The organism is Micromonospora sp. NPDC048999, from assembly GCF_040649295.1.
GTDB lineage: Bacteria > Actinomycetota > Actinomycetes > Mycobacteriales > Micromonosporaceae > Micromonospora.
The window spans coordinates 85,701-109,095 of record NZ_JBEZFI010000004.1; the positions used below are offsets into that span (position 1 = coordinate 85,701).

General features: G+C 72.3%; 23 protein-coding genes. 7 read left to right on the forward strand and 16 right to left on the reverse strand.

Features of this window, described 5'->3' with window-relative positions; genetic code table 11:
• The first annotated feature begins 292 nt into the window (after positions 1-292).
• Together AB0C02_RS08315 and AB0C02_RS08320 are read left to right on the forward strand one after the other, a co-directional pair.
• Complete coding sequence (locus tag AB0C02_RS08315) at positions 293-1,273, forward strand: CAP domain-containing protein (RefSeq protein WP_357542535.1); 981 nt, start codon at positions 293-295, stop codon at positions 1,271-1,273.
• A 99-nt stretch (positions 1,274-1,372) separates the two neighbouring features.
• Positions 1,373-2,248: an endo alpha-1,4 polygalactosaminidase gene (locus AB0C02_RS08320; RefSeq protein WP_357542537.1), complete on the forward strand. Its 876-nt coding sequence runs from the start codon at positions 1,373-1,375 to the stop codon at positions 2,246-2,248.
• A gap of 49 nt (positions 2,249-2,297) precedes the next feature.
• Here AB0C02_RS08320 and tnpB read toward each other — a convergent pair whose 3' ends face one another.
• The 11 genes from tnpB to rsmD form a co-directional block, all read right to left on the reverse strand.
• Positions 2,298-3,839, reverse strand: coding sequence for an IS607 family element RNA-guided endonuclease TnpB (tnpB, locus tag AB0C02_RS08325; protein ID WP_357542539.1), 1,542 nt, complete (start codon positions 3,837-3,839; stop codon positions 2,298-2,300).
• Positions 3,752-4,327, reverse strand: coding sequence for an IS607 family transposase (locus AB0C02_RS08330; RefSeq protein WP_357542541.1), 576 nt, complete (start codon positions 4,325-4,327; stop codon positions 3,752-3,754). Before AB0C02_RS08330 ends, tnpB begins: the two co-directional genes overlap by 88 nt.
• A gap of 282 nt (positions 4,328-4,609) precedes the next feature.
• Positions 4,610-6,829, reverse strand: a complete 2,220-nt coding sequence (locus AB0C02_RS08335) for an MMPL family transporter (RefSeq protein ID WP_357542543.1) — start codon at positions 6,827-6,829, stop codon at positions 4,610-4,612.
• A gap of 149 nt (positions 6,830-6,978) precedes the next feature.
• Positions 6,979-7,836, reverse strand: a complete 858-nt coding sequence (mutM, locus tag AB0C02_RS08340) for a bifunctional DNA-formamidopyrimidine glycosylase/DNA-(apurinic or apyrimidinic site) lyase (protein WP_357542545.1) — start codon at positions 7,834-7,836, stop codon at positions 6,979-6,981.
• Complete coding sequence (gene rnc, locus AB0C02_RS08345; RefSeq protein WP_357542547.1) at positions 7,829-8,590, reverse strand: ribonuclease III; 762 nt, start codon at positions 8,588-8,590, stop codon at positions 7,829-7,831. Before rnc ends, mutM begins: the two co-directional genes overlap by 8 nt.
• On the reverse strand, positions 8,587-9,540 hold the full coding sequence (locus AB0C02_RS08350; RefSeq protein ID WP_357542870.1) for a phosphate acyltransferase PlsX: 954 nt from the start codon (positions 9,538-9,540) through the stop codon (positions 8,587-8,589). The genes rnc and AB0C02_RS08350 overlap by 4 nt, the downstream gene beginning before the upstream one ends.
• A 132-nt stretch (positions 9,541-9,672) precedes the next feature.
• Positions 9,673-9,846, reverse strand: coding sequence for a 50S ribosomal protein L32 (gene rpmF / locus AB0C02_RS08355; protein ID WP_357542549.1), 174 nt, complete (start codon positions 9,844-9,846; stop codon positions 9,673-9,675).
• Positions 9,847-9,851: 5 nt separating this feature from the next.
• Positions 9,852-10,415 carry a YceD family protein gene (locus AB0C02_RS08360; protein ID WP_357542551.1) on the reverse strand — a complete coding sequence of 188 codons (564 nt, stop codon included), beginning with the start codon at positions 10,413-10,415 and terminating at the stop codon, positions 9,852-9,854.
• A 127-nt stretch (positions 10,416-10,542) separates the two neighbouring features.
• Positions 10,543-11,040, reverse strand: coding sequence for a hypothetical protein (locus AB0C02_RS08365; RefSeq protein WP_357542553.1), 498 nt, complete (start codon positions 11,038-11,040; stop codon positions 10,543-10,545).
• A 218-nt stretch (positions 11,041-11,258) separates the two neighbouring features.
• Positions 11,259-11,747 carry a pantetheine-phosphate adenylyltransferase gene (gene coaD, locus AB0C02_RS08370; RefSeq protein ID WP_357542555.1) on the reverse strand — a complete coding sequence of 163 codons (489 nt, stop codon included), beginning with the start codon at positions 11,745-11,747 and terminating at the stop codon, positions 11,259-11,261.
• Positions 11,744-12,307 (reverse strand): 16S rRNA (guanine(966)-N(2))-methyltransferase RsmD, encoded by a 564-nt coding sequence (rsmD, locus tag AB0C02_RS08375; protein WP_357542557.1) that lies wholly within the window; start codon positions 12,305-12,307, stop codon positions 11,744-11,746. Before rsmD ends, coaD begins: the two co-directional genes overlap by 4 nt.
• A 251-nt stretch (positions 12,308-12,558) precedes the next feature.
• On the opposite strand from rsmD, the gene AB0C02_RS08380 reads away from it, so the two are divergent.
• Positions 12,559-13,608, forward strand: a complete 1,050-nt coding sequence (locus AB0C02_RS08380; RefSeq protein ID WP_357542559.1) for a hypothetical protein — start codon at positions 12,559-12,561, stop codon at positions 13,606-13,608.
• Positions 13,609-13,795: 187 nt separating this feature from the next.
• On the opposite strand, the gene recG is transcribed toward AB0C02_RS08380, so the two are convergent.
• Together recG and AB0C02_RS08390 are read right to left on the reverse strand one after the other, a co-directional pair.
• On the reverse strand, positions 13,796-15,997 hold the full coding sequence (gene recG / locus AB0C02_RS08385; protein ID WP_357542561.1) for an ATP-dependent DNA helicase RecG: 2,202 nt from the start codon (positions 15,995-15,997) through the stop codon (positions 13,796-13,798).
• On the reverse strand, positions 15,994-17,604 hold the full coding sequence (locus AB0C02_RS08390) for a DAK2 domain-containing protein (RefSeq protein WP_357542563.1): 1,611 nt from the start codon (positions 17,602-17,604) through the stop codon (positions 15,994-15,996). Before AB0C02_RS08390 ends, recG begins: the two co-directional genes overlap by 4 nt.
• A 255-nt stretch (positions 17,605-17,859) precedes the next feature.
• Here AB0C02_RS08390 and rpmB point away from each other — a divergent pair, with 255 nt between their 5' ends.
• Entirely contained in the window at positions 17,860-18,051 is a 192-nt protein-coding gene (gene rpmB / locus AB0C02_RS08395; RefSeq protein WP_013284551.1) for a 50S ribosomal protein L28, read from the forward strand.
• 190 nt (positions 18,052-18,241) lie between these two features.
• Entirely contained in the window at positions 18,242-19,495 is a 1,254-nt protein-coding gene (locus tag AB0C02_RS08400; RefSeq protein ID WP_357542565.1) for an ATP-grasp domain-containing protein, read from the forward strand.
• A 93-nt stretch (positions 19,496-19,588) separates the two neighbouring features.
• Here AB0C02_RS08400 and AB0C02_RS08405 read toward each other — a convergent pair whose 3' ends face one another.
• Entirely contained in the window at positions 19,589-20,056 is a 468-nt protein-coding gene (locus tag AB0C02_RS08405) for a GNAT family N-acetyltransferase (protein ID WP_357542567.1), read from the reverse strand.
• Positions 20,057-20,119: 63 nt separating this feature from the next.
• The gene (locus AB0C02_RS08410; RefSeq protein WP_357542569.1) at positions 20,120-21,067 is read right to left on the reverse strand and encodes a thiamine-phosphate kinase; all 948 of its coding nucleotides are present in this window, start codon (positions 21,065-21,067) and stop codon (positions 20,120-20,122) included.
• 161 nt (positions 21,068-21,228) lie between these two features.
• Between AB0C02_RS08410 and AB0C02_RS08415 the strand changes: the two genes are divergently transcribed.
• Entirely contained in the window at positions 21,229-21,462 is a 234-nt protein-coding gene (locus AB0C02_RS08415) for an Lrp/AsnC ligand binding domain-containing protein (RefSeq protein WP_357542571.1), read from the forward strand.
• Positions 21,463-21,471: 9 nt separating this feature from the next.
• Positions 21,472-22,146: a DUF3515 family protein gene (locus AB0C02_RS08420; RefSeq protein WP_357542872.1), complete on the forward strand. Its 675-nt coding sequence runs from the start codon at positions 21,472-21,474 to the stop codon at positions 22,144-22,146.
• A gap of 51 nt (positions 22,147-22,197) precedes the next feature.
• Here the strand turns inward: AB0C02_RS08420 and AB0C02_RS08425 are convergent, their stop codons facing one another.
• Positions 22,198-23,298, reverse strand: coding sequence for a D-alanine--D-alanine ligase family protein (locus AB0C02_RS08425; protein ID WP_357542573.1), 1,101 nt, complete (start codon positions 23,296-23,298; stop codon positions 22,198-22,200).
• Positions 23,299-23,395: the final 97 nt, after the last annotated feature.

Here is a 23,395-nt window from a genome sequence, read left to right on the forward strand (position 1 = left end):
CGGGCATGGCTGGGCGCGACTGGCGACACCTATATATTGAGCCGCTAACCCCGTCTTCGTCAAGTTGCCGCAGGCCGTAGATCATCTTTACGTCGACCTGTCCACTTGTCTGGGCTGCCGTGAGGCACGGACACGCTCTGTCCGGACGACTTAACTGTACGCCCGGGAATGTGTGAACGCTTCACCCTTGGTGCCGGGTTCCCCTTAACTCTTTCTTAGCGGCGTTGCCGCAGCTCGCGGCAGGACCGTAGCCTCAGCCCGGCCCGCAATCGATCCCGTGGAGGGAGCAGGCGTGTACCGCTGGACCGATCCGATCGAACCGGATGGCGTCGCCCGGCACCGGGAGGCACCGGCCGGCGACGGGCCAGCCTGGCTCACCGACCGGCCCGAGCCGCAGTCGGCGTACCTCTTCGGGGACGAGCTGGAGCAGCCGGGCACGGACCGGACCGACGCCCCGACCGAGGTTCTGCCGACCGGCACCTGGCAGCCGGCCACCAACGCCGCGCTCGAAAGGACGGGGCGGCACCGACGGCGGCGCCGGTCCGGGCACCCCCTCGTGGTCGGCGGGGCCGCCGCCGCGGCGACCCTTGCGGTGAGCCTGGGAGTGGCCGCCCTGCTGCTGCCGGCGGACGACCGGCCGACCGAGCCGATTGCGGCCGACGACGCGGTGGCCGCCGCCCCGCTCGCGCCGGACACCACCGACGCCGTCCCCGGCAGCGCCCTCGCCCCGGCCTCGCCCACCGCCACGCCGAGCGCCTCGCCCAGCGTCCTCCTGCCGAGCCCGACCCGGACGGTCACCCCGCCGCCCAGCCGGTCCACCGCCCCCTCCCGTCAGCTCCAGCGCACCACCGCGCCGAGCAACACCACCCAGGTCACCTCGACAAGTGGGCTCAGCGCGGAACTGCAGCAGGTGGTCGACCTGGTCAACCAGGAGCGGGCCAAGGCCGGCTGCAAGGCACTGACCGTCAACGACAAGCTGACACTGGCCGCCCAGCGGCACAGCCAGGACCAGGCCGACCACAAGACGATGACGCACGACGGCAGCGACGGCAGCGACGTCGGCGATCGGCTCGACCGGGTCGGCTACAACTGGCGGGCCTACGGCGAGAACGTGGCTTGGAACCAGCAGAGTCCGGCCGCGGTCATGGCCGCCTGGATGAACAGCCCGGGCCACCGGGCCAACATCCTGAACTGCTCGTACACCGAGATCGGCGTGGGTGTGGCGCGCAGCAACGGGCCGTACTGGACGCAGGACTTCGGCACCCCACGCTGAGTGGACGCGTCCGCGGCAGACCGCCGCCGCGTCGTGACCGGGTCCGCGCTCGTTTGACCGGGGGGCGGCGGTGCGCCGCCCGCGACCCGGGAGCTGTCGATGCGGATGCGGCCGGCATGGCCCGTGCCGCGCGACCGGCCGGTCCGCGTCCTGCCACGCGGACTGCGCCGGAGCGTGGCGGCGCTGGTGGCGGCGCTGCTGCTCGCCCCGGTGCCCGGCTGCCGCGACCCGATCGTCCCGCCCGGTGCGCCTACCCGGTGGCCGGCCACGCTGGCCGACCGGTGGCACTGGCAGTGGCAGCTCACCGGCCCGGTGGACACCACGGTCGACGCCGACGTCTTCCTCCTCGACCCGGTCCACACCACCAGCACCGAGACCGCCGCGCTGCGCGCCCGGAACCGCCGGCTGGTCTGTCTGGTACGCGCCGGGACGTGGGCACCGACCGACCCGGACGCGAGCCGCTTCCCGGAGGACGTACGCGGGGAGGCGGTGGACGGCCGGCCGGCCAGCCGGTGGGTGGACGTACGCCGGTGGAACACGCTTGAGCCGGTGCTCGCCGACCGGTTCCGGCTGTGCCGGGGCAAGGGCTTCGGCGCGGTCGCGATCGACGACGCGGACGGCTACCGACACCGCCCCGGCTTCCCGTTCGACTTCGACGACCAACTGCTGTTCAACCGTCGGGTGGCCGCCCTGGCCCGCCGGCTCGACCTCTCGCCCGGGCTGGTCGACGACCTGCCGCAGGTGGCCGCGCTCGCGCCCGACTTCGACTTCGCCGTCAACCAGGAGTGCGTACGCCGGCGCGAATGCGCCAAGCTGCTGCCCTTCGCCGACGCGCACAAGCCGGTCTTCCACGTCGAATACTCCGGCGACCCGGGGGCCTTCTGCGTCACCACCGTCGGCTACGGCTTCGCCTCCATGCTCAAGGACCGGAAGCTCGACGCCTGGCGCGAGCCCTGTCCGTTGCTGACTCCGTAGTCGGGTGTCAGCAATCCCGGCCTTTCGGTTGGGAAGGTCCGTAACGGTGTCACCGGAGCGCAAGTTGCGGTTCGGTGTCCTGATGACGGTCTCGCGTTTCCTGCTGCCGTTGGTGTGGCAGGGTTGCGCCACCTGCCCGCCCACTCGTGGCCTTGCGGCTGCGGGTGGTGGTGCGGGTCTTGCGGTCGGCTCCACGCGGTTTCGGTGCTTGCGCGCCCGGGTCTCCGGCCACTCCGGTACCCGTTGTTTCTGCCGTCGCGAGGGCGGCGAGGTTGCGGGCTGCGTTCTCGTCCCGGTCGATGACCAGGTCGCAGGCGTCGCAGGTGAACACTCGGACGTGCAGCGGCAGTTTGGCTTTCACTACGCGGCAGGCCGAGCAGGTCTTGCTGGAGGGATACCAGCGGTCGGCGAGTATCCGCCGACCGCCGTTCCATGCGGTTTTGTATTCCACCTGCCGGCGGATCTCTCCGAAGCCGGCGTCGGCGATCTTGCGGGCGAGGCGTCGGTTGCGGAGCATGCCGGCCACGTTGAGGTCTTCGACCACGACGGTGCCGTACTCGGCGGTGATGGCGGTGGTCAGCTTGTGCAGCCCGTCGGCGCGCAGGTTCGCTACCCGGTGGTGCACACGGTTGCGTTCAGCGTTCGCAGCGACCCATCGCCGGGACGGCTTGCGCCCGGTGCGCCGGTCCGGCCCCTGCCGGCGGGCCACCCGCCGGGAGAGCCGTTTGAGGTGCTTGAGCGCGCCGTCGTAGTGCCCCGGGTTCGGCACGAACCGCACCCTGCCCTGGCTGTCGGCGATCACCGCGAGACACGTCACACCCAGGTCCACACCCGCCACCACGTTCGGGCGCGCCGGAGCCCGGTCGGTGGCACGCTGGATCTCCACCTGGAAGGAGACGAACCACCGGCCCCGCTCGAACTTGACCGTGGCGGACAGGATACGGGCCGTGCCGCCAGTGATGCGGCGTTCCAGCTTGCGGGTGGACTCGTGGGTACGGATCGCCCCGAGCCGGGGCAGCGTGACATGCCGCCGGTCCGGCTCGACACGGATGGCGCCGGTGGTGAACCGGCAGGCGAGTCGGGCGGTGTGCTTGGACTTGGGCCGGGGCATGCCGACCCGCTTGCCCTCACGCTGCCCGCGCTTGGATTGGGCGTAGTTGTCGAACGCCGCCGCCGCGTTCGCCAAACCCGTGCTGTACGCCTCCTTGGAGTTCTCCTGCCACCAGCCGGCGAAACGCGGGTCAGTCTGTTTGACCTCGTTGAACACCTTCCGCAACGCCAGCAGCGACCACGGCCGCCACGGCGTCAACTCCTCCTCGACGATGCCGTAGGAGGCCTCCGCCTTGCGCTGCCACCACGACGCCATCACCCACGACACAGCCCAGTTGTACGCGGCCCGAGCCGCACCACAATGCGACCGCAACCGCTGCTCCTGCGTCACGTTCGGATCCAACGCGAAACGAAACGCCTGAACCACGAAACCAGGCCGCGACACGAACCTCTTCACACCAACAATTCCTCGCCGGTCACGGCGGTCAAAGCACGAGCGGCACGGCTCTTCGCCGCCCGCCGCCCGTACAGCCGGCCACACAACGACCTCAGCACGCCGGCCAAATCGTTGACCAAGTCGTTCGTGGATTCCTCCGGGTCCAAGACCACCAGACGGCGGTCCGTGGCAACGAACGCGGCTTGCAGGTGCTCCACACCGAACCGGGCCAGCCGATCCTCGTGCTCAACGACAATCACCGCCGCAGACGGGTCAGCGAGAAGCCGATACAGCTTGCGGCGCTTGCCGTCCAAGCCCGAGCCGATCTCCGTCACGACCTCCGCCACAGCGAGGCCCCGGGCGTTCGCGCCCTCCACAACCCGCACCGCCTGACGAACCAGATCACCCTTCAGGTCACCGGAGGAAACACGGCAGTAAGCGACCACACGCCCGACTGCGGACGGCGCCTCGTCCACGATCCGCGCACCAGACGGCACCTGACGGACAGGAACAGGCATCCTGCCATCCTCCACCCACCGCCAAGCAGTCTGATAGGACACACCCTGATCGCGCGCCCAGTCTGACAACTTCACACCCACACAATACATGGAAATGTTCCACTATAACCGCTCATAAAACCGGGATTTCTTGCCGACCCCTCTCCTGATCCGGCCACCCGACCTCGATGCCGTCGAGGATCCACATCCATGGCGGCTCACATGCCCCGCCGCCGCTCGCGCCAATCCTTCCGCGACCACCCTCGGCTGTAGGGCCGCGTGGAGTGGAGGCCTCCCGTGAGCGATATGCCTCTGGGGCATATCGCTTTCGACTTGTGGGGCCTTCCCGGGCCTATCGGCTTGGGCGGGCGCCCCGGATCAGTGCGCGCCGACCAGTTCCGGAGTGGCGGCGGGCGGGTCGGCGGGCGGGGCCGCCGTCCGGGCGCGCAGGAAGCGCGGGGCCCACCAGTTCGCGTCGCCCAGCAGGGTCATCAGGGACGGCAGCACCACGGCCCGGATGATCGTGGCGTCCAGCAGGATCGCCGCGGCCAGCCCGATGCCGAGTTGCTTCATGTCGATGGTGCTCAGCGTCGCGAAGATCGAGAAGACCCCGACCATGACGATCGCCGCGCTGGTCACCACGCCCGCCGACGAGGTGATCCCGTACGCCACCGCGTCCCGGTTGGGCAGGCCGTCCCGGACGCCCTCGCGGATCCGGCTGACGACGAAGACGTGGTAGTCCATGGAGAGCCCGAAGAGCACCACGAACAGGAACAGCGGCAGCCACGTGACGACGGCGTCCATCGAGGTGAAGCCGAGCAGACCCTCCGCCCAGTCGCCCTGGAAGACCAGCACCAGCAGGCCGTACGCGGCGCCGGCGGAGAGCAGGTTCAACAGGATCGCGGTGAGCGCGACGACCACCGACCGGAACGTCCAGGCCATCACCAGGAAGGTCAGCGCCAGTACGAAGGCGGCCACGATGGGCAGCTTCTCCCGGATGTGCTGCGCGTAGTCCTCGTTGGCGGCCACGCCGCCGCCTACCGCGTACTCGATTCCGGGGATGCCGCGCAGCGCGGCCGGCACCAGGTCCTCGCGCAGCTTGTGCAGCGACCGGGTGGCCTCCTCGGTGCGGCTGGCGTACGGCGTGGCCACCTCCAGCACCGACACCCGGTGGTCGGCCGACACCTTGATCTTCGCGCCGTCCCCCTCGGCCGGCGCGAAGAGCGGGTCGGCGGCGGCCCGCCCGGCCAGGTCGGTCAACGCCGCGTGCACCCGGTCGGCCTGCTGGGCCGGTGCCCGCACCGCCACCATGTGGCTGGTGCCGTTGCTCGGGAACGCGGCGGTGAGCCGGTCGTACGCCTGCATGGCCGGCGTGGTGCGTGGCACGTCCTCCATGCCGGGGAACTTCAGCTTCATCCCCAGCGCCGGGGCGGCCAGGGCGAGTAGCAGCCCGACCGAGACGATCAGGGTGGTCCGCGGCGCCCGCAGCGCGGGCTTCAGCACGGCCGGCCAGAAGCGGGGCCGGGCCGGCTGGCCGTGCCGGCCGGTACGCGGGGCGGTGAGCCGCCACAGCAGCGGCACCCGGGGCCGGTCCACCCAGCGGCCGAGCTTGGCCAGCAGCGCCGGCAGCACGGTCAGCGAACCGATCACCGCGACCGCGACCACCAGGATCGAGCCGACCGCGAGGGACGAGAAGATGGCGTCCTGGGCGAGCAGCAGCCCGGCCATCGAAATGATCACAGCGGTGCCGGAAACCACCACGGCGTGCCCGGAGGTCTCCGCCGCGATCTCCACCGCGTCGAGCCCGGACCGCCCCTTCGCCCGTTCCTCCCGCTCCCGACGGACGTAGAAGAGCGAGTAGTCGACGCCGACCGCCATGCCGATCAGCAGGATCACGCTGCCCGTGGTGTCGTTGGCCGGCACCAGGTGCGAGGCCAGGGTGGACAGCCCCATCGCCGCGGCCACCGAGGAGAGCGCGAGCAGCACCGGAACCCCGGCCGCGATCAGCGCGCCGAACGCGATGATCAGGATGGCCAGGGTAACCGGCAGGCTGAGCAGCTCGGCCCGCATGAAGTCCCGGCCCAGGGTGTCGTCGAGCGCCTTGTTGATCGAGGGGCCACCGACCTCCTCGATCCGCAGCGCCGGGTGCGCCTCCTGCACCTTCGCGGTGGCGTCCCGCAGCGGCTGCACCCGGTCGGACGCCGTCGTCGGGTCGCCGGACATGGTGATCGGCAGCAGCAGCGCGCTGCCGTCCTGGGACGGCACCGGCGCACCCACCGAGGCCACCCCGTCGACCTGCCGCAGCCGGGCCGCCGCGTCGTCGGCGGCGGCTTTCGCCGCGGCCTGGTCGAGCGTCCCGGAGCGGGACGTGATCAGCACGTTCTCCGTCGCCGGCTCGTGGAAGCCGCCGCTGTCGACGATCAGCTCGGCCCGTCCGAACTCGCCGGTCGCCTGGTCCGCGCTGGTCGCCTCGGTCATGCCGGCGGCGCTGCCGCCGACGAAGCACACCGCGACGAACACCACCCACAACGCGATGGCCCGCCACGGGTGCTCCGCACTCCACCGTGCCAACCGCACCGTCACCGGTCGCCTGCCCATACCTGGGTTCCCCCTCCACACGTCGGTCCCGTACCGACGGTGCTGACGCTAGGCACTGAGCGACGACCGGACATCCGGGAACGGCCCCGGCTCGTCCCCCACCCGCGACCAGGCAGAGCACACCGGCGCAACCCCGAACCGGCTCGGGGTCATCCCCGAAGGGCGACCCGGGGGCGGGGCTGGCAACGCGGGCAACTGTACGAGGACCGGTTCATGAACGCCTCGCGCCGGATCGGCGCACCGCACCGCGGGCAGGGTTCCCCCTCCCGGCCGTACGCGTTGAGCGACCGGTCGAAGTAGCCGCTCTCGCCGTTGACGTCGACGTACAGCTCGTCGAAGCTGGTGCCGCCCTGCTTGATCGCCTCACCGAGCACGTCGCGGACGTGCCCGAGCAACCGGGTGACCGCCGGGCCGGTGAGCGCGTCGGTCGGGCGCACGCCGTGCAGCTTCGCCCGCCACAGCGCCTCGTCGGCGTAGATGTTGCCGACCCCGGAGAGCAGGGTCTGGTCGAGCAGCGCCCGCTTCACCTCGGTACGCCGGCGACGCAGCGCGGCCACGAAGTCGGCGTCGGAGAACTCCGGGTCCATCGGGTCCCGGGCGATGTGCGCGATCTCGTGCGGCAGCTCCGCCCCACCGGCGGACACCGCCAGCCCGCCGAACGTGCGCTGGTCGACGAAGCGCAGCTCCGGGCCGTCGTCGGCGAACCGGAACCGGACTCGCAGGTGCAGCTCGTCGGCTGCCTCGACCGGTTGCAGCAGCAGCTGCCCGGACATGCCGAGGTGCCCGACGATGGCGTCCCCGCTGTCCAGCGGCAGCCACAGGTATTTGCCCCGGCGTCGGACGTCGGTGATCGTGCGGCCGGCCAGCACGTCGGCGAAGTGCGCCGCACCCGGCTGGTGCCGGCGTACGGCCCGGGGGTGGCGCACCTCGACCGAGGCGATGGTCCGCCCGGTGACCCACTGGGCCAGGCCCTGCCGGACCGTCTCGACCTCGGGCAGCTCAGGCACGGCCGGCACCCTCCGTCGCCGTCAGCGCGCCCTGCTCCTGCTCGGCCTGCTCGGTCAGCATCCGCCAGGCCGACTCGGCGGCCCGCTGCTCGGCCTCCTTCTTGCTGCGCCCCTCGGCGCCGCCGTACCGGTTGCCGGCCACCACCACCCAGGCGGTGAAGGTCTTCAGGTGGTCCGGGCCGGTGCCCTCGATCCGGTATTCCGGCACGCCCAACCCCAGCGCGGCGGTCAGCTCCTGGAGGCTGGTCTTCCAGTCCAGGGCGGCGCCCCGGCCGGCCGACTCGGCCATCAGCGGGTCGAACAGACGGTGGATCACGACGGCCACGGTGTCCAGGCCGTACTGGAGATAGATCGCGCCGAGCAGCGCCTCCAGGGTGTCGGCCAGGATGCTGGCCTTGTCCCGGCCGCCGGTGGTCTCCTCCCCCTTACCCAGCAGCAGGTACGCGCCGAGCCCATCCGGGCCGAGGCCCCGCGCCACGTCGGCGAGGGCGCGCATGTTGACCACGCTGGCCCGCAGCTTGGCGAGCTGCCCCTCGGGCAGGTCCGGATGGTTGTGGAACAGCGCCGTGGTGATCACCACGCCGAGAACCGAGTCGCCCAGGAACTCCAGCCGTTCGTTGGTAGGCAGGCCGCCGTTCTCGTACGCGTAGGAACGGTGGGTCAGCGCTCGCTCCAGCAGCTCCGGATCGAGCGATACCCCGAAGGCCGACTCCAGGTGGCCGACGGGCGCACGCCGCCGCTTGTCGTTGCTCATGGTGCTACCTCGGTGTCGATGGGTTCGGGATCTTGTGGCAGGCCGGCGAGCAGGGCGGAGACGGCGTCGGTGGCGCCGCGCCGCCACAGGTGGGCGGCGAGGGCGATGCCGGAGGCAACGTCGTCGGGCCGGGCCGCGCCGTGGCAGACGACCACCGTGCCGGCCACGCCGAGCAGGGCCGCGGCACGCGGGGCACCGCCGTTCGCCGGCGGCCCGCCAGCCATCGCGTACGCGCCCTCGATCGCCTTGAGCAGCACGTTACCGGTGAACCCGTCGGTGACCACGACGTCGGCGCGCGCGCCGAGGGAGATGTCGAACCCCTCGACGGGGCCCACGTAGCGGGCACCGCACGGCAGTGGCACGGCGGCGAGGGCGGGGTCGGTGGCCCGGCGCAGCCGGTCGCCCTTGCCCGTCTCGGCGCCGACGGAGAGCAGCCCGACCCGGGGCGCGGCGACGGCGTGCGCCACGGCGGCGTACGCGGCGCCGAGCACGGCGTGCCGGGCGAGGGTGGCGGGGTCGGACTCCAGCGTGCCGCCGACGTCCAGCAGCACCACCGGGCCGGCGACGGCGGGCAGGGTGGCCACCAGGGCCGGGCGTCGTACGCCGGCCCAGCGGCCGAGGCCGAGCGCGGCGGCGGTGACGGTGGCCCCGGTCGAGCCGGCGGAGACGACCGCGTCGGCGAGCCCGTCGCGGACGGCGGTGACCGCCGCGCGGACAGTGCTGTCGGCACGGGCGGCGGTGGGATGGTCGGCCATGCCGACGGCGGTCCACGCCGGGCGGACCGTGACCCGGGATCGTTGCTCCGGGTCGAGGGCACCGGTCAGCACGTCGGCGACCTCGGTCGGTCCGACGAGCAGCAGGTGTAGGTCAGGGTCGGTACGCACCGCTCGCAGAGCGCCGTCAACCACGACGGCGGGAGCATCGTCCCCGCCGAGGAGGTCGACGGCGATCCGCGCGGTGCCCGGCTCCGTCGGGTCACTGGCCGGGGATCGGCCGACGGTGGAGGGAGCCGGGGCACCGGGCGTGAGCCAGGGTGTGCGTGCCACCCGACCGGTGGTCGGGGACGTCACTCGGCGTCCAGGTCAGACCTCGAGGACCTGGCGGCCGTTGTAGGTGCCGCAGACGGAGCAGGCGGTGTGCGGCAGCTTCGGCGACTTGCACTGCGGGCAGGCCACGGTCGCGACCACGGCCGCCTTCCAGTTCGCCCGGCGGGACCGGGTGTTGCTGCGCGACATCTTGCGCTTGGGGACGGCCACGGTTGTTACTCCTCTGTACGGGTCAGTTGCGACAGGCCCGCCCAACGCGGGTCGACCTGCTGATGGCTGTGGTCGGCCGGCAGATCGTCCCACTGCACCCCGCATTCGGGGCACAAGCCTGGGCAGTCCTCCCGGCAGAGCGGGTTGGTCGGCAGTGTGAGCACCACCGCGTCCCGCAACACCGGCTCCAGGTCGATCAGATCGCCCTGCATCCGGCCCACCTCATCCTCGTCGGTCGTGTCGTCCGTGGTGCTGTTCTCGTACGCGTACAGCTCCTGGATCGTCACGGCCACCGAGTCGTCGATCTCGCGCAGGCAGCGGCCGCACTCGCCCTTGACGGGGCCGGTGACGGTCCCGGAGACGAGCACGCCCTCGGACACCGACTCCAACCTCAGGTCGAGGTCGAGGCCCGCACCCTGCGGCACGCCGATCAACTCCACGCCGAGGTCCTCCGGTGCCGGCACGACCCGCTTGACCGTACGCAACGCACCAGGCCGACGCGGCAGGTCCCTCGTGTCGAGGACCAGCGGCGACCTGGGGTCGAGTGAAGATGGCGAGTGTTTGGGCATAGTCAGACTCCGGCCGGTGAGAGGCCGACAAAAAAGGTTACCTGGGCGACCGCCCGACCGTCGAACCGGGGGGATGCCCCGTCCCGGTCCGTCGGGTGCCGGCTGTCGGCGGCCGGCCAGGGGGCGCTCAGAAGGGTAGCGGGCGATCGGCCTCGTCACCCGCGAAGGTGCCGATCTCACGCAGCGCGTGCATCTTGTCCCGGCCGCGCTCGATCGAGGCGAGCGCCCGGGTGAGGAACTGCTCGAAGTTGGCCAGGGCGGTGTCGACGTAGTCGTCCACCTCGTCGCGGAGGCGCTGCGCCTCGGCGCGGGCCTCGGCGATGATCCGGGCCCCCTCGTGTTCGGCGGAGACCGTGATCTCGTTCACCGAGACCAGGCGGGCGTGTTCCGCCTCACCCTCGCTGATGATCCGGTCCGCCTCGCGCCGGCCGGCCTCCATGATCTTGTCCCGCTCCTCCAACAGGGCGACGGCCCGGCGCAGGTCGGCGGGGAGCTCCGCGCGCAGCTCGTCGAGGGCCGCGATCATCTCACCCCGGTCGACCATGCAGTTGTTGCGCGACATCGGGACGGAGCGGGCCTGCTCCACCACGGTGATCAGTTCGTCGATGCGATCGAGCGGGTCCACCGGCACCTCACTCCTGTCGTTCGTCGGCCGACCTACATGATGCGGCCTGCGCCCGGGTTCGGCATTGCACACATCATGTCGCGCCGCCTCCACCCCGCGCCGCCGCACCCCTGCCCGGCACGCCGCGATCGCCGATCTCGCACTTCCCGCCCCGACGAATCGCCCCTCTCGGACCGATTAACGGCCACCACCGCAAGATCGCAGCGGGAGGGAGCGGATCAGGGGCGGGAATCCTGGGTCAGGCGGGCGACCAACTGCTCACGGACCACGTCGGGAACGTGCGCGGAAATGTCGCCGCCCCACTTGGCCACGTCTTTGATCAGGCTGGAGGAGAGGAAGGAGTAGAGCGGATTGGTCGGCATGAAGAGGGTCTCCACACCGGCCAGGCCGATGTTCATCTGGGCCATCTGGAGCTCGTAGTCGAAGTCGCTGACCGCACGCAGGCCCTTGATCAGCACGCTCGCCTGCTGGGCCCGGCAGAAGTCCACCAGCAGCCCGCGGAACGACTCGACCCGCACGTTGTCGTACGACGCGGTCACCCCACGGAGCATGTCGATGCGCTCCTCGACGGTGAACAGCCCCTGCTTGGACTGGTTGACCAGCACTCCGACGATCACCTCGTCAAAGAGCCGGCTGGCCCGGCCGATGATGTCGAGGTGACCGTTGGTGACCGGGTCGAAGGAGCCCGGGCAGACCGCACGTCTCATGATCGGCGACCGTACCAAAGGGTGGTCTCGCCGTAGCGGCGACTGCGCTCACCAGTGATGCCTTCCACCCAGGCGACCGGCCCGGTCCGGCTGGAACGCTCCACGATGACCAGGGCTTCGCGGGCCAGCCAGCCGCCGTCGACCAACGCGGCCAGCAGCGCGGTGACCTCCTGGTCGGGTACGGCGTACGGCGGGTCGGCGAAGATCGCGTCGTACGGCCCGCCGTCGGGCCCGGCCGCGAGCACGGTGGCCACCTTGCCGGTGACCAGGCAGGCCGCCGGGGCGGCGCGCAGCGCGGCGATGTTCTCCCGGACCACCCGGGCCGCCCGGGGGTCCGACTCGACCAGCAGCACGTGCGCCGCGCCTCGGGACAGCGCCTCCAGCCCGACCGCCCCGGAACCGGCGTAGAGGTCGGCGAAGCGCGCACCGTCGAGTTCGATCTCGGCCTGCACCGCGCTGAACAGTGCCTCCCGGACGCGGTCCGAGGTCGGCCGGGTGCCGGCGCCGGGTGGCGCGGCGATCCTCCGCCCGCCAAGCGTCCCGGCCACGATCCGGGTCACCGTCTGCTCCTACGCACGCCTTGACGCTACGCGACGCCGCGATATCACCCGACGGGTGGCACTCAATCGCTCTGAAGTCATGGCGTGACATGTGGAATATGTAAGATCACGGATTTATAACATCATTCTCAATGCTCACTGAGGACTGTGACCCGCTCGACCGAATCGATAAGGTCGGCCGGGTGTCAGGTGGTGTGTGTGCTTTCCACCCACCCGCCACAGTCTTTGCTCTCCCCTCAACAGGAGTAGACGTGAACCGTCTGAACCTCCGGCGTGTCGCGGCGGTCTCCGCCGGCGCGCTGATCGGCCTCGCCGGCGTCGCCACCGTCGCCAGCCCGGCCGCGGCCCACCATTCCATCGTCACCGGCACTGCCTGCAAGCTGAAGTCCGGCGACCTGCGGGTCGACTGGACGGTGAAGAACAGCGAGAGCGACCTGGCCGGCAAGATCACCGGCGTGTGGACCCCGTCCGCCACCGCGATCAGCGGCATCACCGTCGGCATCGAACTGCCGAAGTCGACCGACGGCGAACTGCACGGCCAGCAGACTGTCCTCAAGGGCAAGGAGGCCACGCTCAAGGTCAGCGCCGAGTGGTACCGCGGCAAGAAGCGCGTCACCAACACCGCGACCGGCACGGTGAAGACCAAGGACAAGTGCCAGGAAGAGCCGACCCCGCCGGAGGAGAACACCCCGCCGGAGGAGAACACCCCCGACACCCCGGACACGCCGGACACGCCGGACACCCCGGACGAGACCACCCCGGAGAACCCGGACACGCCGGACACGCCGGATGAGACCACCCCGGAAAACCCGGACACGCCGGACACCCCGGACGAGACCACCCCGGAAAACCCGGACGAGACCGCCCCGGTGGAGGAGGAGCCGACCGGCCCGCTCGTGCCGGAGGAGCCCAACGCGCCGGACTTCGAGATCATCTTCACCTGTGACGAGCTGACCGTGACGGCCGACAACCCGGCTGACGGCGTCGAGGCGACCATCCTTCTCACCACCGAGAAGGGTGAGACGAAGACGCTGGAGCTGATCCCGGGCAAGAAGACCGAGGTGACCTTCAAGGCCTACAAGGGCCTCACCGTCACCCCGAGCTTCGAGGGCGAGAAGGGCGACCCCGAGGACGCCGTGGCCTGGGAGCAGCCGGCCGAGTGCGACAACGGCCAGGGCGGCGGCCTGCCGGTCACCGGTCCGGCCGCCGGCGCGATCGCGGGTGGCGCGGCCGTGCTGCTCGCCGCTGGTGCCGTGCTGTTCGTGGTGACCCGCCGTCGTCGGCTCCGCTTCACCGCCTGAGCTGAGCTAGACCGAATTTGAACCCGAGGGCGCGTCGACCATCCGGTCGGCGCGCCCTCGGCGTATCCGAGTGAGCCTTGACGAGAATTCACGCGGCGTGACGCGGGATACGGCATGTTGGTGTATCCCGCGGCGGAAGACCGCGAGATGCCGCACGCCGTGTTGACCGTGGGGCGTGGACCGGAGGTCAGCCCTTCTCCAGGTACTCCGCGCGTTCCTCGTCGACCAGGGCGGCGACCGAGGCGGCCAGGGCGGGATGCCGGACCAGCTCCGGGTCCTCCTCGACCAGGGCGATCGCCTCGGCCCGGGCGTCCCGGATCAGGTCGGTGTCCCGCAGCAACGACAGCAGCCGCAGGTGAGACCGGCGGCCGGACTGGGTCGCGCCCAGCACATCGCCCTCCCGGCGCTGCTCCAGATCCAGTTCGGCGAGCTTGAACCCGTCCGTGGTGGAGGCGACCGCGTCGAGGCGTTCCCGCGCGGACGAACCCTCCGCCGCCTCGCTGACCAGCAGGCAGAGGCCGGCGGCCGCACCACGACCCACCCGGCCACGCAACTGGTGCAGCTGCGAGACGCCGAACCGGTCGGCGTCCAGCACGATCATCACGGTGGCGTTGGGCACGTTCACACCCACCTCGACCACTGTGGTCGCCACCAGCACATCCAGGTCACCGGCGGCGAAGGAGCGCATCACCGCGTCCTTCTCGTCGGCCGGCAGCCGCCCGTGCAACACCCCGATCCGCAGGCCGCGCAGCGGCCCCTCGGCGAGCAGCGGCGCCACCTCGGTGACCGCCAGCGGGGGGCGTCGACCGTTGTCGTCCTCGCGGGGCGCTTCCTCCTCCGACGAAGGTCCCTCGCCGATCCGGGGGCAGACCACGTACGCCTGGTGGCCGGCGGCGACCTCCTCACGCAGCCGACGCCAGGCCCGATCGAGGAAGGCCGGCTTCTCGGCGGCCGGCACCACGTGTGAGGCGATCGGCGAGCGCCCCTGCGGCAGCTGGGAGAGGGTGGAGATCTCCAGGTCGCCGTAGACGGTCATGGCCACCGTACGCGGGATCGGGGTGGCGGTCATCACCAGCACGTGCGGCGGCTGGTCGGCCTTGGCCCGCAGCGCGTCCCGCTGCTCCACGCCGAACCGGTGCTGCTCGTCGACCACCACCAGGCCCAGGTCGTGGAAGTCGACCCCCTCGTAGAGCAGGGCGTGGGTGCCGAGCACGATGCCGGCCCGCCCCTCGGCCACCTCGGCGAGCGCCCGCCGCCGGGCCGCCGCGCCGAGCGAGCCGGTCACCAGCTCCACCCGGGTCGCGTCGTCGGCCGCGCCCAGCTCGCCGGCCCGCGCGAGCGGGCCGAGCAGGTCGAGCATGCCCCGATAGTGCTGGGCGGCGAGCACCTCGGTCGGGGCGAGCAGCGCCGCCTGCCCGCCGGCGTCGACCACCTGGAGCATGGCCCGCAGCGCCACCACCGTCTTGCCGGAGCCGACCTCGCCCTGCAGCAGCCGGTGCATCGGGTGCGCGGTGGCCAGGTCGGCGGCGATCTCCCGACCGACGGTCTGCTGCCCCGGGGTCAGCTCGTACGGCAGCCGGGCGTCGAACGCGTCCAGCAGTCCACCGGTGCGTGGCGGCCGGGCCTGCGCCGGCCAGGCCGCCGCCCGGTGTTTGCGCTGCACCAGGGTGAGCTGTACGGCGAACGCCTCGTCCCACTTGAGCCGGCGCCGGGCCCGGTACAGCTCCTCCTTGGTGGACGGTCGGTGGATCTCGCGCAGCGCGGTGCCGATGCCGATCAGGTTGCGGCTGGTCCGTACGGTCGCCGGCAACGGATCGTCCGGCGGGGTGAAGGTGTCCAGCACCACCCGGACGCAGCGGGCGATCACCCAGGTCGGCACCGCCGCAGCAGCCGGGTAGACCGGGATCAGCGCCCCGGCGAACTCCTCGACCTCCTCGTTGGCCGCCGCCTCGCCGTCGCCTCCCTCCCCGAGCAGCACGTATTCCGGGCCGTTGAGCTGCCGCTTGCCCCGGAACTCGGTGACCTTGCCGGCGAACAGCCCCCACCGGCCGGGGCGCAGCTCCCGCTCCCGCCACGCCTGGTTGCCGAAGAAGGTGAGGGTGAGCACCCCGCCGGAGCCGTCGCCGACGGTGACCTCCAACAGGTTCCCCCGGCGCTGGCGCATCGGCCGCACAGCGGTGCGCTGCACCTGGGCCAGCACGGTGACCTGCTCCCCCACGTCCAGCGAGCGGATGTCGGTGTGCTCGCCGCGCTCGTCGTAGCGGCGGGGAAAGTGATAGATCAGGTCGCCGGCGGTGTGCAGGTCGAGGTGGCTGGCCAGGGCCTTGGCCGTCTTCTCCCCGACCAGCTTCTTCAGCGGCGTGTCCACCGTGGCCGGTTCGCTCGTCATTCGACCCCCACCAGGAGCGGATAGTGCGGCTGGCCGCCCTCGTACGACTGGACCTCCACGAACGGCCAGGACCGCTCGACGTGCTCGCGTACCCGGTCGACCAGCCCGGCCGGGGCGTCCGCCCCGCAGAGCAGGGTGACCAACTCGCCGCCGCCGCCGAGCATCCGGTCGACCACGGCGGTGCAGGTGTCGAGCAGGTCGGCACCGATAAGGTGCACCTCCCCCTCGACCAGCGCCAGCACGTCGCCCGGCCGGCACGGCCCGGCCACGGTGAGCGCCTCCCTGCCGGCGTGGCAGACCTCGGCGTACCGGCAGGCGCCGGCGGCCTCGGCCATGGCGATGACGTCGTCCTCGAAGCGGCGGGACGGGTCGCGGACGGCGAGGGCGGCGAGGGCCTGCACCGGGGAGCGGGTGGGCACCACACTCACCTTCACCCCGAGCCGGTGCGCCTCCTGCGCGGCGGCGTTCGCCACCGACTGCGTGTCGGGGTCGTTGGGCAGCACCACCACCCGGGGCGCTCCGGTGGCGCGGATCGCGTCGAGCAGCTCACCGGTGGACGGGTTGGCCGGCACCACGGTGGCTCCCTCGGCGGCGAACAACTCGGCGATGCCGGCGCCGGTGGCCACCACCACGGCCGCCCGGCCGTCGGGCAGCGGGATCGGCGGCGGCGCCTGGTCGGCGAACCGGGTCACCGTGATCCGGTGCGGGCGGCCGGCGACCACCCCCGCCTCGATCGCCGCGCCGACGTCGTTGACGTGCACGTGCACGTTCCAGGTCCCGACGCCGGGGCCACCGTCACCGACGATGACGAGCGAGTCGCCGAGCGCGGCCAACTCGGCGCGCAGCCGGGCCACCGCCTCGTCGGTGGCGTCGAGCAGGTACTGCACCTCGTAGGCGTACGCCGGGGAACCGGTCTCCCGGACGGCGGTGGCCGGCGGGCGCACCGCGCGCGGCGCGGGCGGCAGCTGCCCCGGGCTCTGCCCGGTGACCACCTCGACCAGCGCGTCCAGCAGCAGGCAGAGGCCCCGCCCACCGGCGTCCACCACGCCGGCGCGGGCCAGCGCGGGCAACTGCTCCGGGGTACGCGCGAGCGCTCGCGCCGCCGCGCCCGCGGCGGCCCGGACCACCGTGCCCAGGTCGTCGCTGTCCGCCTGCTCCGCGGCGCGCGCCGCGGCGGCGACCACGGTGAGCAGGGTGCCCTCGACCGGCTGGGCGACCGCGGCATAGGCGGCGGTGGCGGCGGCGGTCAGCCCGACGGCGAACTGCCGGCCGCGGACGGCCGGGACCGGGGCGAGCGTGTCGGCGAGGCCGCGCAGGATCTGCGACAGGATCACCCCGGAGTTGCCCCGCGCGCCGAGCAGCGCACCCCGGGCCATCAGCCGCAGCGTGTGCCCGTGCGGGGTGTGCCCGTCGTCAGGGAGGGTGCCCAGGTCGATGGCGAGGGCCTGCTGCGCGGAGGTGAGGGTGAGCACCAGGTTAGTGCCGGTGTCCCCGTCCGGGACGGGGAAGACGTTGAGGTCGTCGATCTCGCCCTGGTGCCGCTGAAGGACGGCGAGCCCGCTCGCGCACCAGCGGCGCACCGCGGCGGCGTCGAGGGTGTCCAACACGACCGGAAGCCTACTGGCGTGCGCCGACACGCGTCGGGCTCGCCCGGCCCAACGGCGGCGTGTCCGGCGGCCCGTTCCCGGCGCCCCGAGGGTGCGCTCGGCGTTCCCCGCGAGGGCCGCGCGCCGGAGCCGCCGGCCCACCGGTACGCTGGACAGGCCGGTTGGGCTTGCCGCCTGGTCATCGGGTAACCTGACCCGGTTGCCCGGGCAGCGCCGGCGGCGACCTCATGAACGTTTCAAACCCAGGAGTATCCCGTGGCTAGCGTGTGCGACGTCTGTGGCAAGGGGCCGGGCTTCGGCCACAACGTGTCCCACTCGCACCGGCGGACCAACCGCCGCTGGAACCCGAACATCCAGTCGGTGCGTACCCCGGCCGGTGGCGGCACCACCAAGAAGCTGCAGGTCTGCACCTCGTGCATCAAGGCCGGCAAGGTGACCCGCGCCTGACGCGTTAGCGTCACCCGGAAATCGTCGGAAGCCGGCGGGCCCTTTGGGGTCCGCCGGCTTCTGTCGTGTCCGAAAATCGGAGCCGACAGATGACCGACCGGATGGCGACCGGAGCCCCCCGTCCGGTTAGGGTCCTGCTGCGCCGGCTGTCCGGTTCGGCGTCGACAGGGCATGTGGGAGGGCACGACCGGTGGAACTGGACCTGGGCCGCGACGAGATGGTGCTGATCGGTACGTCGTTCGGCTCGCTGCGCTGGTTCAACGAGGATCTGCCGCCAGGCAGCGTCGTCCTCGTCGAGGAGCCCGACTTGATTCGCCGCCGGGACATCGAGCAGTTCGTCTCCAAGCTGCCGATGATCTCCCGGGTGGTGCCGGCCGAATACCAGAACGGCCTCGACGCCGATGCGCTGCTCGCCCGGGAGCCCGGTCTGGCCACCGCCCGGCTCGTCATGCCCGGCCACGAGTTCGGGGTAGGCGCCAGCGCCCAACTGGCCGAGCGTCTCGGCCTGCCCGGCGCTGGGATAGCCGCCGCCGAAATCTTCACCGACAAGCACCGGATGCGGCTGCTCGCCGACGAGGCCGGCCTGGCCAACCCGGCGTACGAGCTGGTCGACGACCCGGCGCGGGCGACCGAGTTCGCCCGGCGCCACGGCGGCCGGTGCGTGCTCAAGCCCACCCGCCAGTCGGGCAGCCTCGGGGTGCAGCTCATCGCCGACCCGGCGGAGATCGCCGCGGCGTGGGCGGCCAGCGCGGCGCCGCAGGCGCCGGTTGACGCCATCGACGGCCGGCCCACCGAGGTGCTGGTCGAGGAGATGCTGGTCGGCTCGGAGCACAGCGTCGAGCTGCTGGTCGTCGACGGCGAGGTCATCTTCGCCAACGTCACCGACAAGCGGATCGTCGGCGGCCGACGCCCGGTGGAGTGCGGGCACACCGTGCCGTCCGCGCTGCCCGAGGCGGCGCACCGGGCGCTGCGGGAGTCGGCCGGGCGGCTCGCGCGGGCGGCCGGCTTCCGCACGGGCCTTCTGCACAGCGAGTGGATCCTCGCCGACGGCGTGCCGACGCTGGTGGAGTGCGCCGCCCGGATGCCCGGCGACATGATCACCGCGCTGATCGCGATCGCCTACGAGTGCGGCTTCATCCACGAGTACCTGCGGCTGTTGCGCGGCGAGCGCCCCGAGCTGCCGACCCGGCCGATGGGCGCCGCGGCGGTGGAGTTCCTGATCGCCCCGCCCGGCCGGATCACCGCGATAGACGGGGTCCGCGACGCCCTGCGGGTGCCGGGCGTGCTGGACGTGCATTTTGATTTCGCGATCGGGGACACCGTGCCGGAGCTGATCTCCTCGGTCCAGCGCAGCGGCTACCTGATGGCCTGGGGCGCCGACCCGGCCAGCGCGGAGAGCGCAGCCCGCAAGGCCGCCGACCAGATCCGCATCACCGTGGCGTGAATCGCATCGCCGTGGCCTGAACCGCCGGCGGCCCGGCCCACTCGGGCCGGGCCGCCGGGTCCGGCCCGACTGCGGGCCGACCCGGCGCGGCGGTCAGAGGGTACGGCCGAAGGACAGGCAGCCCGGCTCGTCCTGGTAGAAGCCGAAGTTCGGAATCCGCTCGTAGCCGGCCGACGTGTACATCGCGATCGCCTCGGGCTGCCTGTCGCCGCACTCCAGGATGACCCGCTTGCGGCCCTGCTCCCGCGCCGACCGCTCCGCGGCCGCGAGCACCGACCGGGCGACGCCCCGACCCCGGGCCGTCGGCACGGTGTACATCCGCTTCAGTTCGGCCGTCTCGCCGTCGTCGCCGTGGCTGCGCCAGCCGCCGCAGCCCACCGCCTGCCCGTCGAGGTAGGCGACCAGGAAGGTGCCGGCCGGGGGCTCGAACTCCGCCGCGTCGACCGGCGTGTCGTCGCCGTTGCCGCCGTAGCGCTGGCCGAGGTCGGCCAGGGCGGCCCGGATCAACGCCTGCGACTCGGGGGCGTCGAAGCGCCGCGCCTGGATCTCGATCTCGCTCACGTCAGGTAAGACTACGGCCAGAGTCCGCTCCGCCCGGGGTCGGCCGGCGCACTCAGCCACGGATCACTCCGTCCGGCGGAAGTGGTCCCAGCCCGTCGGTCCCTCGTACGCGGCGCCGTCCACGGTCAACCCGGCGCCCTCGGTCACCTGCCCGATCGGCTGCCAGCCCGCCGGCAGCGTCGCCCCCGCCGGGAAGGTCGCCGCCAGCGCGTGGTCCTCGCCGCCGGCCAGGATCCAGGAGTACGGGTCGACACCGAGCGCCTGGGCCGCGTCGCGCATCTGCCGGGGCACCTCGAACGCGTCCCGGGTCACGTCGATCGCCACGCCGCTGGCCCGCGCCACGTGCCCGAGGTCGGCGAGCAACCCGTCGGAAACGTCGATCATGGCGGTCGCGCCGTGCCGGGCGGCCTCCGGCCCGGCACCGTACGGCACCTCGGGGCGGCGGTACGCCTCGACCAGGAGCCGGGGTGTCCGGAAGCCCCGGGAGAGCACGGTGTAGCCGGCCGCCGCCCAACCGGTGCGCCCGGCGAGCGCCACCACGTCCCCCGGACGGGCCCCGGAGCGGACCACCGGCGGCCGGTCGCCCAGGTCGCCCAGGGCGGTCACCGCGATCGTGATGATCGGGCTGGCCGACATGTCGCCGCCAACCACGCCCGCCCCGACCAGGGCGGCCTCGGCGCCCAGCCCGTCGGCCAGTTCCTCCGCCCAACTCGTGTCCAGCTCGGCCGGGATGCAGAGGGCGACGAGCAGCGCGGTCGGGGTGGCCCCCATGGCCGCGATGTCGGCGAGGTTGGCCGCCGCCGCCCGGTGTCCGATGTCCCGCGCCCCGGACCAGTCCCGGCGGAAGTGCCGCCCCTCGACCAGCACGTCGGTGGAGGCCACCACCCGCCGGTCCGGCGCCGCCACCACCGCCGCGTCGTCACCCGGGCCGAGCAGGCAACTCTCCCCGTACGTCAGTCGGGCGGTCACCCGGTCGATCAGCCCGAACTCGCCCACACCCGCGACCGTCATCTTGTCCTCTCGTCGCGCTCTTCCGTCTTCGCGTTTCCGCACCACGTCCCGGCGTGTCCTCGCTCACCGCGTCCAGCCGGCCACCGATCGGGATCACACCTGCTCGGTAGGGTAGTTTCACCCCTCGGGCCGCCCATGCGGCGACGGACGGAGGTCGAGTCGTGGTTCAGGCGTACATCCTCATCCAGACCGAGGTCGGTCGGGCGCGTGACGTGGCCGGTCAGATCGCGGACCTTGCCGGCGTGGTGCGGGTCGACGCCGTCACCGGGCCCTACGACGTGGTCGTGCTCACCGAGGCGAACAGCGTGGACGAGCTCGGCAAACTCATCGTCAGCAAGGTGCAGATGGTGCCCGGCATCACCCGCACCCTCACGTGTTCGGTGGTGCGTCTGTAAGTGGACGAGATCACTTCTTCCCCCGCCTCCGACGAGTCCCGCCCGGCCGAGTCGGCCCCGCGCCGCGACCGGTCCACCCGCAGTGCGGCGCTCTGGGCGACCCTGATCGCGGCGCCGATCACCCTGGTGGTGGCCGGGTTCACCTTCGCCAAGCTCGCCCCGCCGGCACCGGCCGCCACGCCGAGCCCGTCGGCGACCGTCGTCCGGCCGCAGTCGACCGCCCCGGTCGAGATGCCGGCCCCGGTCCTGGCGCAGCGGCCGGCGACGGTCTGCCTCGCTCTGGTGTCGCAGCTCCCGGCGAGCGTCCGCGACCTGCAGCAGCGGCCGGTCACCGCCGGCGCCGAGCAGAACGCCGCGTACGGCGACCCGGCGTTGACGGTCTCCTGCGGCGGCATGCCGCAGCTCGAGCTGTGTCCCTCGTCCGCTCCGGGCGCGTCGACCGATCAACCGGCCGACGGCTGCATCCCGGCGACCGGTGACGTGTGGCGGGTCAACGGGGTCTGCTGGTACCCGGTGCAGGAGGACGACGCCGCGGTGCTGACCGCCGTCGACCGGGAGGTCCCGGTCCGGGTCAAGGTGCCGAAGGCGTACGACCCGCCGCTCCAGTGGGTCGCCCAGATCTCCGACGCGATCGTCGCCTCGGTCCCGTCGGCCGAGACCGCTCCCGCCGGTTGCTCCGGCTGACCGCCCGCCGTCGCAGGCCGGTCGGTCAGCGGCCGGCACGGGCCGGGTCGGTCAGCGGCCGGCGCGGCGGAGGGCGGTGCGGATGAGGCGGTTGACCAGTTTGGGATATTCCAGGCCGCTCGCCGCCCACATCCTCGGGAACATCGACGTCGGGGTGAAGCCCGGCATGGTGTTGATCTCGTTGAGGTAGACGTCCAGCTCGGGAGTGACGAAGAAGTCGACCCGGGCCAGGCCGGAGCAGTCCAGCGCGGTGAACGCGCGGGTGGCGTACTCCTGCACCTGACGGGTGACCCGCTCGGGCAGGTTCGCCGGCACGTCGTATTCGCAGACCTCGTCGGCGTAGATGTACTTGGCCTCGAAGTCGTACCAGTCGCGGTCGCCGACCATCCGCACCTCGGCCAGCACCGACGCCTCCGGGGCGCCGCCGGCCTCGCCCTCCAGCACCCCGCACTCGATCTCGCGACCGGCGACGGCCCCCTCGACCAGCACCTTGGTGTCGATCTCCCGGGCGACCGCGACCGCCGCGTCGAGCTGGGCCCAGTCGTCGACCTTGGTGATGCCGAAGGAGGAGCCGGCCCGGGACGGCTTGACGAACACCGGCAGGCCCAGCCGCTCCTTGTCCTCCTCGGTCATGGTCATCCCGTTGCGCAGCACCACGTACGGGCCGACCGGGATGCCCTCGGCGGCGCAGAGCTTCTTGGTGAACTCCTTGTCCATGGCGGCGGCGGAGGCGAAGACGTTCGCCCCTACGTACGGGATGTCGGCCATCTCCAGCATCCCCTGGATGGTGCCGTCCTCGCCGTACGCGCCGTGCAGTACCGGGAAGACCACGTCCACGTCCGCGAGGGCCCGAGGGCCCTGCGTCGGGTCGAGCACCAACAGGCCACCCGCCGCCGGGTCTGCGCGCAGCAACAGCTCGGCCCCGGAGCTGGAGGTGATCTCCGGCAGTTTGCGGTCCTGGATCGCCAGCTGGCTCGGGTCTCCGCTGGTCAGCACCCATTGGCCCTGCCGGGTGATGCCGACCGGAACCATCTCGAACTCGTCCGGGTCCAGCGCACCCAGCACGCTGCCCGCGCTGACGCAGGAAATGCCGTGCTCGGGGCTGCGACCACCGAAGACGATCGCCACACGGGTCTTGCCAGGGGTGGTCACTGGTGGTCACCTCTTCGTCGCGACTGCGGCTGGCCGTGCTCGCCGGTGGCGCTCACCCGGTTGACCTTACTGCGCGTCCCGAGAGCGGGTAGCCGAT

What these genes read in the sequence shown, in the direction of transcription:
- AB0C02_RS08320 (WP_357542537.1), top strand. Translation starts at nt 1,373, where the DNA reads ATGCGGATGCGGCCGGCATGGCCCGTGCCGCGCGACCGGCCGGTCCGC.
- AB0C02_RS08335 (WP_357542543.1), bottom strand. Translation starts at nt 6,829, where the DNA reads ATGGGCAGGCGACCGGTGACGGTGCGGTTGGCACGGTGGAGTGCGGAG.
- rnc (WP_357542547.1), bottom strand. Translation starts at nt 8,590, where the DNA reads ATGAGCAACGACAAGCGGCGGCGTGCGCCCGTCGGCCACCTGGAGTCG.
- AB0C02_RS08360 (WP_357542551.1), bottom strand. Translation starts at nt 10,415, where the DNA reads ATGCCCAAACACTCGCCATCTTCACTCGACCCCAGGTCGCCGCTGGTC.
- coaD (WP_357542555.1), bottom strand. Translation starts at nt 11,747, where the DNA reads ATGAGACGTGCGGTCTGCCCGGGCTCCTTCGACCCGGTCACCAACGGT.
- recG (WP_357542561.1), bottom strand. Translation starts at nt 15,997, where the DNA reads ATGACGAGCGAACCGGCCACGGTGGACACGCCGCTGAAGAAGCTGGTC.
- AB0C02_RS08410 (WP_357542569.1), bottom strand. Translation starts at nt 21,067, where the DNA reads ATGACGGTCGCGGGTGTGGGCGAGTTCGGGCTGATCGACCGGGTGACC.